The 16508-nt window shown below is 44.4% G+C and carries 14 protein-coding genes and 1 CRISPR repeat array; of the genes, 11 read left to right on the top strand and 3 right to left on the bottom strand.

Annotation, left to right across the window (positions count from 1 at the left end):
• Positions 1 to 90: 90 nt before the first annotated feature.
• The 3 genes from ACIHKT_RS06820 to ACIHKT_RS06810 all read left to right on the top strand — a co-directional run bounded on the left by ACIHKT_RS06820 (position 91) and on the right by ACIHKT_RS06810 (position 2930).
• Entirely contained in the window at positions 91 to 1017 is a 927-nt protein-coding gene (locus tag ACIHKT_RS06820; RefSeq protein ID WP_086036092.1) for a magnesium transporter CorA family protein, read from the top strand.
• 42 nt (positions 1018 to 1059) lie between these two features.
• Entirely contained in the window at positions 1060 to 1596 is a 537-nt protein-coding gene (locus tag ACIHKT_RS06815; RefSeq protein WP_274379844.1) for a FumA C-terminus/TtdB family hydratase beta subunit, read from the top strand.
• Positions 1597 to 1730: 134 nt separating this feature from the next.
• A complete protein-coding gene (locus tag ACIHKT_RS06810) occupies positions 1731 to 2930 on the top strand; it encodes a cation diffusion facilitator family transporter (protein WP_086036090.1) in 1200 nt (399 codons plus the stop codon).
• A 418-nt stretch (positions 2931 to 3348) separates the two neighbouring features.
• Here the strand turns inward: ACIHKT_RS06810 and ACIHKT_RS06805 are convergent, their stop codons facing one another.
• Entirely contained in the window at positions 3349 to 3570 is a 222-nt protein-coding gene (locus ACIHKT_RS06805) for a hypothetical protein (protein ID WP_086036087.1), read from the bottom strand.
• A gap of 495 nt (positions 3571 to 4065) precedes the next feature.
• On the opposite strand from ACIHKT_RS06805, the gene cas6 reads away from it, so the two are divergent.
• The 8 genes from cas6 to cas2 are packed head-to-tail and all read left to right on the top strand — an operon-like array spanning position 4066 to position 12222.
• On the top strand, positions 4066 to 4737 hold the full coding sequence (gene cas6, locus ACIHKT_RS06800) for a CRISPR-associated endoribonuclease Cas6 (protein ID WP_086036083.1): 672 nt from the start codon (positions 4066 to 4068) through the stop codon (positions 4735 to 4737).
• 17 nt (positions 4738 to 4754) lie between these two features.
• The gene (gene cas8a1 / locus ACIHKT_RS06795) at positions 4755 to 6416 is read left to right on the top strand and encodes a type I-B CRISPR-associated protein Cas8b1/Cst1 (protein ID WP_086036081.1); all 1662 of its coding nucleotides are present in this window, start codon (positions 4755 to 4757) and stop codon (positions 6414 to 6416) included.
• A complete protein-coding gene (cas7i, locus tag ACIHKT_RS06790; protein WP_086036080.1) occupies positions 6413 to 7288 on the top strand; it encodes a type I-B CRISPR-associated protein Cas7/Cst2/DevR in 876 nt (291 codons plus the stop codon). The genes cas8a1 and cas7i overlap by 4 nt, the downstream gene beginning before the upstream one ends.
• Positions 7275 to 8054 (top strand): CRISPR-associated protein Cas5, encoded by a 780-nt coding sequence (gene cas5 / locus ACIHKT_RS06785; protein WP_157658959.1) that lies wholly within the window; start codon positions 7275 to 7277, stop codon positions 8052 to 8054. The genes cas7i and cas5 overlap by 14 nt, the downstream gene beginning before the upstream one ends.
• Positions 8055 to 8113: 59 nt before the next feature.
• Complete coding sequence (gene cas3 / locus ACIHKT_RS06780; protein WP_174192911.1) at positions 8114 to 10426, top strand: CRISPR-associated helicase Cas3'; 2313 nt, start codon at positions 8114 to 8116, stop codon at positions 10424 to 10426.
• Between the two features lie 38 nt (positions 10427 to 10464).
• Positions 10465 to 10935, top strand: a complete 471-nt coding sequence (locus ACIHKT_RS06775) for a CRISPR-associated protein Cas4 (protein ID WP_086036866.1) — start codon at positions 10465 to 10467, stop codon at positions 10933 to 10935.
• A 7-nt stretch (positions 10936 to 10942) separates the two neighbouring features.
• Entirely contained in the window at positions 10943 to 11935 is a 993-nt protein-coding gene (gene cas1b / locus ACIHKT_RS06770; RefSeq protein WP_086036075.1) for a type I-B CRISPR-associated endonuclease Cas1b, read from the top strand.
• Positions 11936 to 11940: 5 nt separating this feature from the next.
• Positions 11941 to 12222 (top strand): CRISPR-associated endonuclease Cas2, encoded by a 282-nt coding sequence (gene cas2, locus ACIHKT_RS06765; RefSeq protein ID WP_086036074.1) that lies wholly within the window; start codon positions 11941 to 11943, stop codon positions 12220 to 12222.
• A gap of 162 nt (positions 12223 to 12384) precedes the next feature.
• Positions 12385 to 14730: a CRISPR direct-repeat array (repeat unit 30 nt; unit sequence CTTTTAATCTCTCCATACTGGAATGTAAAT).
• A gap of 399 nt (positions 14731 to 15129) precedes the next feature.
• Here the strand turns inward: cas2 and ACIHKT_RS06760 are convergent.
• Together ACIHKT_RS06760 and ACIHKT_RS06755 are read right to left on the bottom strand one after the other, a co-directional pair.
• The gene (locus tag ACIHKT_RS06760) at positions 15130 to 15393 is read right to left on the bottom strand and encodes a hypothetical protein (RefSeq protein WP_086036072.1); all 264 of its coding nucleotides are present in this window, start codon (positions 15391 to 15393) and stop codon (positions 15130 to 15132) included.
• Positions 15394 to 15407: 14 nt separating this feature from the next.
• Positions 15408 to 16481: a 6-phosphofructokinase gene (locus ACIHKT_RS06755; protein WP_174402993.1), complete on the bottom strand. Its 1074-nt coding sequence runs from the start codon at positions 16479 to 16481 to the stop codon at positions 15408 to 15410.
• Between the last annotated feature and the right edge of the window lie 27 nt (positions 16482 to 16508).

The following is a 16508-nucleotide window of genomic DNA, read 5'->3' as shown; positions in this document are numbered from 1 at the left end:
GGAGGTGGCACTGGTGAAACCGGACCCGTTTCAGGACCCGCCGAACGCCCGTCGGGCGTATCCAGAGAAAACAGGAGATGTAAAATTGCCATGCTGTCTTTTTACAAAACGGTTGGCGACCAGATGCAGCAGCTTCCTGCCAGTGAGATGGGCTGCTGGATAAACTGCATAGACCCGCAGGACGAAGAGGTATCTGCCCTTATTCGGAACTATTCTGTGGAGCCGGACTTTTTCCGTGCTGCAATGGACGAAGAGGAAAGTCCACGTATTGATAAAGAAGATAACAATACCTTGATTATTGTGGATATTCCGGTCGTAGAAAGCACGGAAAACGAGAAGCTCTTTTATTCAACACGCCCACTGGGCATTATTATTACAGAGAAGAATGTGATTACCGTCAGCCTGCAGCCTAACCCGGTGTTGGATGAGTTTACAGACGGCGCGGTGCGGAATGTACAGACGAACTTAAAGACCCGGTTTGTCCTGCAGCTGATGCTGCGCATTGCGACAAGATTTCTGCTGTACTTGAAACAGATTGAGCGTATCAGCGATACCATGGAAAAAGAACTGCGCCGCTCGATGAAAAACAACGAACTGGTACAGTTGCTGGATATTGAAAAATCACTGGTGTACTTTTCTTCTTCTCTCAAACAGAATGAAATTACTATGGAAAAAATCATGCGCGGGCGTGCAATTAAGCTGTACGACGAGGACCAGGACCTGCTGGAAGATGTACTGATAGAAGTTCGGCAGGCTATTGATATGTCGAATATTTATATGAATATTCTTTCCGGAACAATGGACGCTTTTGCTTCTATCATCAATAACAATCTGAACAATGTGATGAAAGTGCTGGCCTCCATTACATTGATTTTTTCCCTGCCAACGGTTATTTCGGGCATTTACGGCATGAACGTTTCCGGCCTGCCGTTGCCGCAGTTTTGGTTTCCTATGGTGCTGACAGGTGTCAGTATGGTGATTGCAGCAATTATTTTGAAGAAGAAAAGAATGATGTAAAAGCGTTTCTGCCGCCGGCGGAATGCGCGGGAGGTGCCTGCTTTGCAGAAGAAGATAACGATTGACGCACAAAAAATGGCGGAACAGGCGCCCCTGCTCCATGCCGGCGACCAGGTGCTTTTAAGTGGTGTGATTTACACCGCACGGGACCAGGCACACAAACGGATACGAAGCCTTATGCAGGCGGGCAAGGTCCTGCCGTTTCCGCTGCAGGGTGCTACTGTTTACTATGCGGGTCCGACACCTACCCCGCTGAATTTGCCCATTGGTGCCTGCGGGCCTACCACTTCCGGCAGAATGGACCCCTATACACCGGCCCTGCTGGATGCAGGACTAAAAGGAATGATTGGCAAAGGCGGACGCAGCGAAGAGGTCTGTCAGGCCATCTGCCGCAACAAAGCGGTTTATCTGTGCGCGGTGGGCGGCGCGGGAGCGCTGGCGGCACAGTGTGTCAAACAGCTGGAAGTGGTTGCGTTCCCAGAACTGGGCTGTGAGTCGGTAAAACGGCTGACTGTGCAGAACTTCCCGCTGCTGGTGGCGATTGACTGCCACGGCGGCAGCCTGTTTGCTGACAGATAAAAAATACTTGTGATTTACCCTAACTGATGATATACTTCCAGTATCTAGGGACTATCCTCTCCGGGCGGAGAGGATTTTTTATACACGGCTGTGCCGGGCAGGCCTCTGCATGGCGGCCGGCAGGAGGATTTTTTATGACTGATTTTTTGGTTCGTCATTTTGTACCGAATCATGAACATACAGAAGAACAGCAAGTACGTGCCTCTTATGGCCGATTTGCCGGCATAGTTGGTGTAGTGACGAACCTGCTTTTGGCCGTGATGAAGTTCATTGCAGGTACGTTGTTCCACAGCTTGGCCATTACGGCAGACGCTGTCAACAACCTGTCCGATTCCGCTTCCAGCATTGTGACGCTGATGGGCTTTAAATTGGCGGAAAAGCCGGCCGATGAGGAACACCCCTTTGGCCATGAACGCATTGAATATATCAGCGGCCTGATTGTTTCTATTGCGGTTCTGTTTGTGGGAATTCAACTGGTGGAGGAGGCTGTCGGCAAAATTGTTTCGCCGCAGGCAGCCAAAATCGGTGTACTGTCCATTGTCATTTTGCTGATTTCGATTGCAGTGAAGCTGTGGCAGTCTGTTTTTTACCGCAAGGTTGCCAAACAGATTGATTCCGCAACGCTGACCGCAACCGCCGCAGACAGCCGCAACGATGTCTTCTCCACAGCAGCCATTTTGTTTGGCATTATCATTACAAAGCTGACGGGCTTTAACCTGGACGGCTATGTAGGGCTGGCGGTTGCGGTCCTGATTATCGTGACAGGGATTCAGCTTATCAAAGAAACCAGCAATCCGCTTCTGGGGCAGGCGCCGTCTAAAGAATTGGTCAATAGCATTTATAAAGATATCACATCCTATGATGGCATTCTGGGGGTACATGACCTGACCGTACACAATTACGGACCGAACCGCTGGTTCGCTTCTGTCCATTGTGAAGTCGACGCACACCAGGATGTTTTGGTCAGCCACGATTTGATTGACAACATTGAACGCACAGTGGGGCAAAAACTGGGCATCCAGTTGCTGATTCACATGGACCCCATTATCGCGGACGACCCGCGCACCAATGAACTCTGTCATCAGGTCAGTGAAATGGTCAAGGCGGTGGAACCGCGGTCCACCATTCATGATTTCCGTGTGGTGTGGGGACCAACGCACTCCAATTTGATTTTTGATGTATGTGTGCCATTTTCCTGCAATCTGACTGACGAAGAGGTTCGTAACCGTGTAAAAATGGGCGTGCGTGCGCTGAGTGACACGTATTATCCGGTGGTTACGGTGGATCGGGATTATGTGCCGTGCAGTGCCTCAGAGCACGGTGAAAGAGCGTAATGGGTAACATTCTTGAAGGAGAAAAAGTGGATTTCAATCAAAAGTGTAGCGCAGTCAGAACAGGAAGACTTATCTTGCTTCCAAAAACGATGAAGGAGATGCACAGTATACGAAAAAGAAACAGACGCTGAAATGAAGCACGCCTATTTCAAAATGATGGAAACCATGCAGCATCTTCCCGGACATGAGGAATGGGGCACGGACTGGAATATCAATCTGCATTCCGGGAAAACAATAGGCGGAATCTGTTGAACAGCGGCTTTGTTCGCGATGGCTTTGGTGCGTAAGGACCGCTTTATAAAAAATTCTGAAAAACAATTTATGGGAAGGCCACTCTGCTGATTTTGCATTGTCAGCGGAGCGGCCTTTTTCGTTACGGGCTTGTTTGGCAGCGGATTCTGCGGGTTCATTTTTGGAATCAATAGAAAAAAGAAAGCAAAGAGAAAAAGGCCAGCAGTATAAAAGGAACGGAGGCCCATTTGCCAAGAATACGCATACTGGAGCTGGGGCTACAGCGGCGGACCAACGGCAAAGGTGTATCCTTTAGGGGCACCCGAATGATTCTCTCAATTTCGTATGAATTGATTGGATTTTTAATGTCGGTTAGGGAGGTAATGATAACCAACAGCTTATCCGCCATGGAAGTCTCTCTTCCAAACTCCGATATTTCCATACTGGATACACATTTCAAGAAAAAGCCATAAAAAATAGGATTAGTACCATTTTTGGTACTAATCCTATGTCATAATGGGGAAAGGTAGGAAATTTCCTGTAGGGACAAGAAAAATGAAAACTGTTTCAGGCATAAAAATGGTCTGCAGGTAAGCTTTGCAGACCAAAGTTCCAAAATGGAGAGATTAAGGAAAGTTCAAATAAAACTTATCTAATTTACATTCCATGTCAGAAGAGATTAACTCAAAACCTTAGTATACCCTATACAAATAGTAAATGCAAATAAAAGAATCGGCAAAAAACTTGACAAATGGGGGAAATAGGATATACTTGTAGATACAGAAATATAAAATACAAATAAACTTATCTAAGGGTAAAATAAGGAGGCATTAAAAACGTGAGAATTACGGCACAGTTGGAACTAAAAAGTCCTCAGTTTCCGCGGGACCATCGGAGAGCTTGTATGTCCCAACTAAAAACGGGGCTGACAGATTACAGTGGCGGCGAATTCTTCCGGAAGCTCTACGATGGCAGCGCAAAAGCAAAGCCTTTGTGTTTTGCAGTAGGATTTCCGCGCGGCATTCGGTTTGAAAAGGACCGGATTGTTTTGCCGGAAAGAAGTAATCAGGTGTACATTACATACAGTACGGGCGATATGGAGACTGGCATTCTACTTTACAATGCTTTAAAGCGTGTCAAAGGCAAAAGCAGACCTTTAGCGAATGGCAATGAAATGACGCTGAAACGGCTGTATATGCCGCCGGAAGCCTGCATCAGCGGTACACAAATGCTTGTAAAAACATTATCACCTATCTGCGTACGGTTGAGGGACGGCGGGCAGAAACAGTATTGTTCCGTGGAACGGCCGGATTTTGAAGAAAAGCTGCGGGAACAGCTGATGCGACGCTTTCAGAACAGCAACAGCATTACTGATGAAATGTTGAAGACATTTCACTTTCTGCCCATCCAAATGAAAAAGACAGTCGTTCTGCATTTCGGGCAGAAGATTGAATGCAGCATAGGCACTGCCGCGATAAGCGGAGCGCCGGAACTGCTGTTTGAATTGTACGAAAACGGACTTGGAAGTAGGTGCTCAAATGGTTTTGGGCTGCTGCAGATTCTGCAGCAGCGATAATAGGGAGATGAGAATATTTGGCGGAAGAAGAGAAGCAAGGAATACATTTGCATATCAACGATGCGCTTTATAATGCCGGGCTGTTGGGACTTTACAGAGTGCTGAATCGAATGCCGGCAGACAGCAGCGGAGAACCCTATTATCGGCTGGACAGTGAAAACCTAATTGTCCGGCAGGAGGCATTCTCCGAAGAATTTACAAAAGCGTATTTTGAGGAACTAATAGACCGCTATGGCAGCGATACCGTATATGAGAATTTAATAAAAGAACTGGAATGGATTTTATCGCCAAATGCGCGGGAAGCAGAAGATTTTCCCAAAAAGCTGAAGAAATGCATTAGTTCACTTTGTGAAAAGCTCAAGCGAAATTCTTATACAGCAGGATTTGAAATCTTAAGAAAATATTACAACACAAAATATGACTTCTGGGGAATAGTAAAGTCTATCAAAAATGAGGAAAATCAGCAAAAACAGCTGAATATGCTGCAGGAACTTTACGAACAAATGAAACAGGAAGACGTTCGCCATGTGCTTTGCTTGAAAGATATTGTATATACACGCGTGCAGAATTACTGGACAGGCGTTTCATTCTTGCATAAAACGAAAAATAAAGAACCTTTTGAGCAGGCATTCAGTGATTATTTCCTTGTACCGATTGCCACATATAAACCCAAAAAAGGGAAAAAAGTAATGTCTTGTTTTCAATGCGGAAGAGCTTTGCAGGCGAAGGCTTCTTCTACGGCATGGGTGAATGATACCATGCCGGACGTTAAGCGGAAAACAGACAGCTTCTGGAACTATGTACCGGATATTATGATGTGCCCTTATTGTATGCTTGTTTATGCCTGTGTACCGCTTGGATTTACGACATTTGCAAGTGAAGGTGTGTTTGTCAACGACTGCCGCAGCATTCGAACGCTGAACACGGCAAATAACTTTCCGGACAGCAGCCAAGACCTGCAAAAAGATGCTTTCGCAGAAGTCATCAATCAGTTCCTTCTTACAGCAGATGAAACACAGGCGGAAAATTGGCTGCAGAATGTACAGGTTGTCCGCCGTTCCGGCGACACCTATCGGGTTAATACACTGACGGCAGATATGCTGGAAGATTTTGTCGGTTTGAAAGGAACACTTGGAAAACTGTTGAAAGCAAATCCGTACTTGTTCCATCAAACATTGGAACATATCTTAAATGGACAGGAACTTTATGGATTGATGCTGCAGGGGTACCGCAATTCTCTGGAACAAGGCTACGGACTCGGCATTTACAACTGGCTGTTGGAAATACAAATTAAAATGTTTTGCAGAAAGAGGGATAAGGAAGCTGTGAAAACACAGATGAGTTTGAAGAGCCAGGCGTATCGCGCCGGCGCGGTTCTGAAAGCGAGAATTTGGGAAGTCAATATTGATACCGGAAAACAGCGGGCAAATGGCAAACGGCTGATAGGCGTTACATATCGTCTGTTGAATGCTTTACAGGGCGATAATCAAAAACTCTTTTTTGATACCATTGAAAGGCTGTATATGTCTTTTGGGTTTGAGATACCGAAAATCTTTTTCTACGCTATTCATAATGATGAAAACTTTCAAGTCATTGGCCATGCGTTTGTACAGGGACTGAACAGTGCATCGAAAGAAAATAAAACAAATGAGGAAAACAAAGGGGAGGATAAAGCATGAAAAAGAACGGGCTTACAGTAAGTATGATATTTGAGGCAGAAAGCGGAAACTACGGAGAGAGCACCGGCAATATTACGACACTGAAACATATGACGCGCGCAAACGGAAAAATGTATACTTATGTTTCACGTCAGGCCCTTCGGTACAGCATGATTCAGCAACTGGAATGGGATAAAACACCTGTGGCAGCCTCTGGAAGCGGTGACAAGACTGTTGTTCAGTTTCAGCCGGATACTTCCGTGAAAGATTATCCAGAGATTGACTTATTTGGATATATGAAGACAACGAAGGGAAATAATGCAGATACGCGTTCTGCGGTTGCTCGGTTAAGCAATGCAGTTTCACTGGAGCCTTATGCGGCAGATATGGATTTCCTCACAAACATGGGTCTTTCCAAACGTGCAGAAAAGGGTACAAGCAATGCCATTGCACAAAGTGAGATTCATCATGCGTTCTATGCTTACACCATTACGATTGACTTGGACCGTGTAGGAATCGATGCAAATGATGGTACCGAGCTGCCAAATGAGGAACGCAGTAAGCGTGTAACAGATTTCCTTAGTTGTGTGGAATTCCTGTACCGGGACATTAAAGGCCGCAGGGAAAATCTTGCACCGGTGTTTGCTATCGGCGGCGTGTATGAACGCAAATCCCCATTCTTTGAAAATCGCATCAAGATGACGCACGACAAGCTGGATGTTGATATGTTGGCCGAAACAGTCAAAGCCATTGGTGAACCGACGATGGCAGGTTATGTAGATGGTGAATTCAGCAACAATGATGAGATTCAGGACAAACTTGCACCGGTCGGTGTTGCGGAGTTCTTTAAGGAACTGAAAGACCAGGTGAAAGATGACTATGCGGGCTGTTAGAGTATTGGCTGAGCAGAATATGGCTTCCTACCGGATGCCGCAGAGTCTTATCATCAAAGAAAGCTATCCGCTGCCGCCTTACTCTACAGTCATTGGTATGGTACATGCCGCGTGTGGCTTTACGGAATATATGCCGATGCAGGTGAGCATTCAGGGCGACTTTGCCAGCAGTGTACAGGAAATGTATACGCGCTATGAGTTTAATAAAAATATGTCCTATGAGGCAGGGCGGCAGAATATTTTGATGCAGAGCGGTGACCAGAACTACGGCATGACACGTGGACTGGGCAGTGTGGAACTCCTGACAGACGTGCAGTTGATACTGCACATCATTCCGGAGGACAACACCCTGTGTGAAACCATTGCGCATGGCCTAAAATATCCGAAGAATTATTTGAATCTTGGCCGATGGGAAGACCTGCTGCGGATAGACGACGTATGTATTACCGACCTGCAGGAGGAGCAGGTACAGAATAACAGTATCGTGCTTGCATGTTCTGCATGGATTCCCGCGGATATTGAAGAGAACCTGAAACGTACGGTGCGTTTAAAATATCCGTCCATTGGTACTAGCTATCGACTGCATAAGACATATGAAATTTCCAACCTTGGCTTGCGTTCCTGGAAAGAAACAATTCCAGCGCGTTATGCCGGATGTGGTACGGTTATCGGAAAGGGTGGCCGTCTTCTTACGGACAGAACACCAGTTGTGCAAAAAAATATGCCTTACGCAGACCGAGAAGTCATACCGGTTTTTCCGGCTTAAAAAAGTGCCATTCGCTTTTTCGGCGGATGGCATTTACTTTCAGAAAGGATGATGAAACCTTGATTCTTTATGCGAAAAGTGCAGACTGTCAGACTCTGCAGGAACATACGGAAAAATGTTTGGAAAAATATAAAGAACTGAAAACACTTTATCCGGCTTTGTTTTCAGCGAGCGACTGGAAGATCCTATATTGGGCAGTTAAATTTCACGATATTGGAAAAGTGGACGCTCATTTTCAAAATAAGATTTTAAAAGCGATTGGGAAGCCAACTGTTCCAGCGGAAGGATCTGAATTCCCGCACAATTACTTAAGTCCTGCGTTTCTCAATACGGATTATTTTTTTGATGAACTTGGTTTTAACAACCTAGAAACAGAATTGCTTGTTAAAGTTATTTTTTATCATCACGCACGGGAATCAGTTATTGGAAATTATAAAAATGAATTGACTGCATATATAGCCGATGTGCTTCAGAAACGTTGGAATGAAGTACAGGCGGAGGGCGGGATTCCTTTATATGATGGACTGTCAGCAGACTTACAAACAGAGTATATAGTAGCCATTGACTATCATGGCGATGAGATTTGGCTCAATGACGAACTGCAGGAACGCTATATGAAGCTGAAGGGCACGATGAACCGAATTGACTATTGTGCCAGTGCAGGAGTGAACATCGAACAGAGCCCGAAAGATGATGATGGTTATCTGTACTCGGAAAAAACAGAGCAGTTTATGCAAAGGAGCGGCTTCACACTGCGTCCGGTGCAGGAATACCTGAAAGAACACAGCGACCAAAATGTGATTGTTCAGGCAAGCACCGGATGCGGAAAAACAGAAGGTGCACTGCTGTGGCTTGACGGCAAAAAAGGTTTCTACACGCTTCCGCTAAAAGCAAGCATTAATGCTATTTATCAAAGAATAACGGAAAATATCGGTTATCACAAAGCAGCAGTCCTGCACGGTGACGCAAGAGCGGTTTATTTGGAACAAATGGAAAATGAAGAAGCAAATGATGAACAGGCACTGCAGAAATATCGGCTTGCAAGACTTCTGACTGCACCGCTGACCGTTTGTACCATAGACCAGCTGTTCCGTTTTGTGTATAAAGCCAACGGCACGGAAGCACCTGCCGCCGCGCTTGCCTGCGGAAATCTAGTTATTGATGAAATACAAACTTATTCTCCTGAACTAATTGCGTCTATTTTGTACGCGCTTCATTTTATCAGCGATATGGGAGGGCATTTTTGCATCATGACTGCCACTTTCCCGAAAATCCTTTTCCGTTTGATGAAGCAGCATGGCATTCCATGTCCGGAAAAGGACGCACTGCCGAATTTCCATGGCAGCATGCCCTGCCGCCACAGAATAAAACTGCTGTATGAACGGGAGTTTCCCTTGGCACAGATATGTGAACAAGCCAAGACAAAACGTGTGCTGGTATTGGTGAATCGAGTAAAGCGGGCACAGCAGGTGCAGGCACAGCTGAAGGAACTTGGAACAGAAGCGAATGTTCTGCATAGCCGTTACCTGCGAAAGGACAGAAGAACACTTGAAAAAGAAATACAGAACTTTGCGCCGAACAATCCAAATAGGGAAGCACAATGTGGTGTATGGATTTCCACCCAGGTCGTAGAGGCTTCGCTGGACATTGACTTTGATATACTGTATACCGAACTGTGTACTGTAGATTCTTTGCTGCAGCGTATGGGACGTGTGTACCGCAGCAGAAAGTATGACCTTGGAAAGGTCCCCAATGTATATATTCTGGAAAATCAAGATATTGGTTCACCGAAGCATCCTATTGTGGACGGGCAACTGTACCAGTATACATTGGAGGCTGTGCAGAAATATGACGGCTGCCTGCTGCAGGAAAATGACAGGCAGGACGATAAAACAGATATGATGGACCTTGTTTATGATGAAGATAAAAATCCGCGTATTCTGCAGTCAAATTACGGCAAGGCCATTCAATTTAATTATAACTTGCTGGAAAGTGGAGAAATGTATAAAGTTGACAATCAGGAAATACGGTTTCGTGATATTGATTCTGTAACAGTTATGCCCTACAGAGTTTATGAGCAACTCGAAGGAAGCGGCGAGCTTGCACAGATTCGTCAAAAAATGAAGCATGGCAGTTACAAGGGAAAAATGGAAGCACAGGAATTCTTTATGGACCATACGATTGCTGTGCCCGATATGGGACTGGATATTGATAGAAATCTGTCTGCTAATGAGAAGCGCTTTTATCCGCACAGCGGTGTGTGCCTTTATAACGGAGAATATGATTTTGACGAAACAACGGGCCAAGGTATTGGATTAATCAATCAGTATAAAAACAAAAAAGGCAGAGAAGAGTTTGATAATTTTCTATAAAGGGGGGCAGCACTACGGACAAAAATATCAGTGGTATGATGGTTTATTACTACTTTGTATGTCAAAGAAAGCTGTATTATTTCTGTAAAAACCTGCGTATGGAACAGGACGATGAAAATGTCGCAATCGGAAAAGTACTGGACGAAACGGCGTATAGCCATGCGGAGAAGCATATTACGGTCAACAACCAAATCTCGGTCGATTATATTGAAAAAAGCCGTATACTGCATGAAGTGAAAAAAAGCCGTTCCATAGAGGAAGCGGGTATCTGGCAGCTGAAATATTATCTCTGGTATTTTAAACAGCGTGGTGTGGAGCACCTAACCGGAAAAATTGATTACCCGCTGCTGAAGCATACAGAAAGCATTGCGCTGACAAAGGAAGATGAAGCGCATCTTTTGAATGTAATGAAAGAAATCAATGCCATACAAGGAATGAAAACACCACCGCCCCGTAAGACGAAAAAAATTTGTAAAAAGTGTGCATATTACGACCTTTGCTTTATATGAGGAAGATATGAAAAAGAGTATTTACATTTATACAAATGGCGAATTGCATCGTAAAGACAATACACTTTCCTTTGCTCCATATGGAGGGAGCGCAAAGAGTTTGCCAATTGAGGAAATCTCGGATATTTACCTGATGACTGAGATGACTTTAAACTCAAAGATACTGGAATTGCTCTCAAAGTATGGAATCATGGTGCACTTCTTCGATTATTATACGAATTATGTAGGAACCTATTATCCCAAAGAGAATCTCTTGGCCGGAAATGTTCTGGTACAGCAGGCGAAAGCATATTTGGATGAATCACACAGGCTGCGGCTGGCACGAGAATTTGTACAGGGGGCTACCGATAATATTCTGCGTAATCTACGCTACTATAAAAACCGCGGCCTGGACCTTGCAGAAATTATGGATGCCGTGCAGATTTTGCGTGAAGGCTCCGATACAGCGGCAGATATTTCGGAACTGATGGGTTATGAGGGAAGAATACATACCGCTTATTATTCTTCGTTTGAAACAATCACCGGGAATAAAACTGAATTTGAAAAACGTGTCCGACACCCGCCGGACAATATGATGAATACCATGATTTCTTTTATCAATGGTATGATTTATGGCAGATGTCTAAACGAGATTTACCGCACGCAGCTGAACCCAACAATTAGCTTTTTGCACGAACCTGGCACACGGCGTTTCTCTCTCAGTTTGGATGTATCAGAAATTTTCAAACCACTTATTGGCGACAGACTTCTCTTTTCATTAATCAATAAGAATCAAATAACTGAGAAGGACTTTACTAGGGAACTTAACTGCCTGCATTTAAAGAAACGGGCATCCCAGGTAATCGCACGAGCGCTGGACGATAGGCTGAAAACGACCATTTTCCATAGAGAGCTAAAAAAGAAGGTGTCTTATCAGTACTTAATGCGATTGGAGTGCTACAAGCTTATCAAAGATATCATGGGCGAAAAGCCTTACAAACCTTTTGTTATGTGGTGGTGATATAAGTGTATGTCATTTTGGTTTACGATATAGCGGAAGAAGAAAACGGAACCAGACGGCAGCGCAACATTTTTAAAATATGCAAGAAATATCTCATCCATATACAAAATTCTGTATTTGAAGGAGATACTAATCCATCACATTTGGCGCGTATGAAGAAAGAATTGATGCCGTGGATTGATAAGAATCTGGATTCTGTTATTATATTCAAAAGCAGGGAAGAACGTTGGCTGACAAAAGAATTTTATGGAAAAGATGAGTCAGACGTTACATCTAATTTTTTGTAAAAAAATCTGTCGACCACCGATACTGAAAAAATAGCGTAGGTACGACAGCAGGGAAAGGAGAAAATTGCTTGCATAATAAAGGAAACGATGCTATACTATAGAAAATACGTAAATAATTTATATGTTTTGAGCTAGAGTAATCCGTTTTTCCTGCAATCGACTCTTTTAATCTCTCCATACTGGAATGTAAATCCCAGCAGGTGACTCTCGCCCGGCGGCCGCCCGACGCTTTTAATCTCTCCATACTGGAATGTAAATACTCACGAACCACTCGGTCAGCTGTCACGCCAGTGCTTTTAATCTCTCCATACTGGAATGTAAATCCACTGGCGGCCGACCTTGCGGCTTGCGGGATGTCGCTTTTAATCTCTCCATACTGGAATGTAAATCTGCAAAGCGCGACCCACATAACGCGGCGATTAGCAGCTTTTAATCTCTCCATACTGGAATGTAAATGTCTGCCAGCATGTCCGGGAATTCCTCATCTGTTGTCTTTTAATCTCTCCATACTGGAATGTAAATCGCTAAGTCCGCTGCGGCTGACATACAAGCCAACCGGCTTTTAATCTCTCCATACTGGAATGTAAATTACCTATTTTGTTTTTAAGTGCCAACTTCGGATTTTCTTTTAATCTCTCCATACTGGAATGTAAATCATAAGTATGTAGCGTGATTGAGGTTTTTCCCTCGACACTTTTAATCTCTCCATACTGGAATGTAAATCTAGGCATCATGCGCGATGCTGCAGCAGGAGAGTTCACTTTTAATCTCTCCATACTGGAATGTAAATCGCAGTACAGACTGCTGAATACTGCGGACTTTCTCCGCTTTTAATCTCTCCATACTGGAATGTAAATCACACGGTACGCAGGTCGTGATATAACATTAAGATATCTTTTAATCTCTCCATACTGGAATGTAAATAAAAAAATCATAGTGGGATAGCTCGACGGAGCAAAACTTTTAATCTCTCCATACTGGAATGTAAATATGCCTCTGCCGGACAGTTCTGCGGCCCCCTTGGCACTTTTAATCTCTCCATACTGGAATGTAAATCCCGGCGGCCGTCCGACGCGCATCAGGTTGTCCCGCAGCTTTTAATCTCTCCATACTGGAATGTAAATCGCTTGCTAAAATTGCAGCAGCTTACAACTTACCGGCTTTTAATCTCTCCATACTGGAATGTAAATGCTTACAAACGACCAGTTTGTGGAGTTGACCGGACTCTTTTAATCTCTCCATACTGGAATGTAAATACTAATCAACTTTTTCAAGCCCTACTTCGTAAAATCTTTTAATCTCTCCATACTGGAATGTAAATTCAATATAATCGTGCAGATTGCACAGTTCATCTACACTTTTAATCTCTCCATACTGGAATGTAAATACCAACTGCAGGATGTAGCCTGCTATGTATGCGGTCCTTTTAATCTCTCCATACTGGAATGTAAATCATAAATTTCAATCAGTTTCTTGTCGTCTGCGATAACTTTTAATCTCTCCATACTGGAATGTAAATACTTTGAAAGCACCTTTATAATTTAAAACTATGATTCCTTTTAATCTCTCCATACTGGAATGTAAATGCCCGAAGATGCGGCGGCGTATCTGCAGAACGAAATCTTTTAATCTCTCCATACTGGAATGTAAATTGTCTTTTGCCATTTCTTCAGCTGATGTACCCTCAGCTTTTAATCTCTCCATACTGGAATGTAAATAATCGGAGGAATCCTTTTTCGGCGTTTTTAAAAATCCTTTTAATCTCTCCATACTGGAATGTAAATACCTATGGCCGCGCCGGGCGTCTGTTACATTTGCCACCTTTTAATCTCTCCATACTGGAATGTAAATCATGAGATATGGCATAAGAGTATGCAGCTATACGCCTTTTAATCTCTCCATACTGGAATGTAAATCTGCATACCCAGCCCGACGAGGATAGGCGACACGACTTTTAATCTCTCCATACTGGAATGTAAATGGACTATCCCCGCAGGTATGAAAACATCGTCTCTGCTTTTAATCTCTCCATACTGGAATGTAAATATGGGCTTAAGCGGGTTGACGGGTTGACAAAAAGCACTTTTAATCTCTCCATACTGGAATGTAAATCAGCAGTAGCGTGCATCAAAACAGGACGGCATTACGCTTTTAATCTCTCCATACTGGAATGTAAATATGATGAGCTGGTACACAAACAATGCTTGTGTCATCCTTTTAATCTCTCCATACTGGAATGTAAATATATCAGTGAAAACCTGAATGAATATAAGATTACTCACTTTTAATCTCTCCATACTGGAATGTAAATATGATGAGCTGGTACACAAACAATGCTTGTGTCATCCTTTTAATCTCTCCATACTGGAATGTAAATCCGGGCGGCAAGCAACATCTTTTGACCGCACCGGTTCTTTTAATCTCTCCATACTGGAATGTAAATTCCTGCTGGGTGATATTTCGGATGTCCGACATTTGCTTTTAATCTCTCCATACTGGAATGTAAAGCAAGCGTAAAAAGGAAAAATGATAGAACCGGGAAAAGCGTCATTCAATAATCTTAAAAACTTTAGTAGTGGAAAGCTATGGGATGATGTAAGCTCACCGGAGTATGCTTAGGTTGATACTGTACAGCATAAAAGAAATGCAATTCATTCGTTCAGATACAGAGATAGGAACTTCACAGGAATTTTTAGATGGTATTGGATTATCTTTATGATTTTGCAGAAAATGTGCTTTCGCACTTTCCATCGCTTGATGATTATAATCATATCCAGCGGGCTGTGTGATGAATCCACATGTCGATTGATTATGTTCCTGGAAACCCTGACATCAATAAAGAAAACTCGGGCCAGAACGGTTATATCGAATGAAAAGCCGCTCCCTTTTTCGGGAGCGGCTTTTGGTTTAGTCCATGTCTTCTTCGTTGGCTGTGGATTCCTCTGGGACGGGGCCTGTATTTTTCTGTAGGTACTTCTTTGCTGCCAAACGTATGACGGGCAGCGAGTGGTTTAGTTCATGAATGCATTTTGCTTTGTTGACAACGTATGCAATACCGCCGCACAGTGTCAGCAGGCCGAAAACCAGTGCCAGTGCACCGCCTGTTTTTGCAGCCTTGTGAAGGGATTGCTGACGGTCATGAAAATCAGATGCACAATACGGACAGAACATAATGAAAACCTCCTTTAGTCACCAAAACTGATACCTATATCCCGCGCCGTCTGAATCACATCACAGTCGGGCGGCACGGTTTTGAGTTTACCGGCGACCTCACAAAGCGGCACCGGAACGATGACATTGTTGCGCATGGCAACCATATAGCCGTACTTTTTCTGCTTAATCAGCTGTGCGGCCGCCACGCCGAAGCGGGTGGAAAGGACACGGTCATAGGGGCAGGGATTGCCGCCGCGCTGAATATGGCCGGGCACAGTCACACGAATCTCGTGACCGGTTGCCTGTTCCAGGTCGTGCGCTAAACGGTAGGAAACAGAAGGATACGGTTCCGCAGCACGTTTTGCTTTCAGCTCTTTTTTGCTCATCTGTGCTTCTTCCTGCGACAGAGCGCCCTCTGCTACAGCCAGAATGGAAAAGCGTTTGCCTTCCTTGCTGCGGTGGTTAATCATCTTTACGATATTGTCTACTTTATACGGAATTTCCGGCAGCAGGATGGCATCCGCGCTGCCGGCCAAACCAGCGTGCAGCGTCAGCCAGCCAACCTTATGGCCCATGACCTCCACAATAAAGATGCGTCCGTGAGAAGTGGCAGTGGTGTGAATGCAGTCCAGCACGTTGGCCGCAACGTCTACGGCACTTTGAAAGCCAAACGTGATGTCCGTGCCCCAGATATCGTTGTCAATTGTTTTGGGCAGGGTAATGACCGAAAGCCCTTTCTGACTTAATAGATTGGCGGTTTTGTGCGTGCCGTTGCCGCCAAGGACTACCAGACAGTCCAGCCCCATCTTATTATAGTTATCTTTCATGTTTTTTACTTTGTCAGTGCCGCCTGCCATGGAACGCATTTGTTTGAAAGGCTGACGACTTGTACCCAAAATGGTACCGCCAAGGTTAATGATACCGGAAAAATCATGAGGTACCATTCTGTGGTAGTTGCCCTCAATTAAACCGCGGTAGCCGTCCTCAATTCCGTAAATAGTAATATCACTGCCGAATGTGCACAGCAGTGCCTTTCCCAGCCCGCGAATGGCTGCGTTTAGTCCCTGACAGTCCCCGCCGCTGGTTAAAACTCCTACTTTTAACATTCCAAACACCTTTCTTTTCTGAAAACT

It is taken from the genome of Caproicibacterium sp. XB2 (assembly GCF_044880635.1).
Taxonomy (GTDB): Bacteria; Bacillota; Clostridia; order Oscillospirales; family Acutalibacteraceae; genus Caproicibacterium; species Caproicibacterium lactatifermentans.
The sequence above is the reverse complement of the archived record's forward strand: the minus strand, read 5'-3'. Positions and strand labels throughout refer to the sequence as shown.

Excerpts from the sequence above, each read along its gene's own strand:
- ACIHKT_RS06820 (WP_086036092.1), top strand. The coding sequence starts at position 91 with ATGCTGTCTTTTTACAAAACGGTTGGCGACCAGATGCAGCAGCTTCCT.
- ACIHKT_RS06810 (WP_086036090.1), top strand. The coding sequence starts at position 1,731 with ATGACTGATTTTTTGGTTCGTCATTTTGTACCGAATCATGAACATACA.
- ACIHKT_RS06805 (WP_086036087.1), bottom strand. The coding sequence starts at position 3,570 with ATGGCGGATAAGCTGTTGGTTATCATTACCTCCCTAACCGACATTAAA.
- cas6 (WP_086036083.1), top strand. The coding sequence starts at position 4,066 with ATGTCCCAACTAAAAACGGGGCTGACAGATTACAGTGGCGGCGAATTC.
- cas7i (WP_086036080.1), top strand. The coding sequence starts at position 6,413 with ATGAAAAAGAACGGGCTTACAGTAAGTATGATATTTGAGGCAGAAAGC.
- cas5 (WP_157658959.1), top strand. The coding sequence starts at position 7,275 with ATGCGGGCTGTTAGAGTATTGGCTGAGCAGAATATGGCTTCCTACCGG.
- ACIHKT_RS06775 (WP_086036866.1), top strand. The coding sequence starts at position 10,465 with ATGGTTTATTACTACTTTGTATGTCAAAGAAAGCTGTATTATTTCTGT.
- cas1b (WP_086036075.1), top strand. The coding sequence starts at position 10,943 with ATGAAAAAGAGTATTTACATTTATACAAATGGCGAATTGCATCGTAAA.
- ACIHKT_RS06760 (WP_086036072.1), bottom strand. The coding sequence starts at position 15,393 with ATGTTCTGTCCGTATTGTGCATCTGATTTTCATGACCGTCAGCAATCC.
- ACIHKT_RS06755 (WP_174402993.1), bottom strand. The coding sequence starts at position 16,481 with ATGTTAAAAGTAGGAGTTTTAACCAGCGGCGGGGACTGTCAGGGACTA.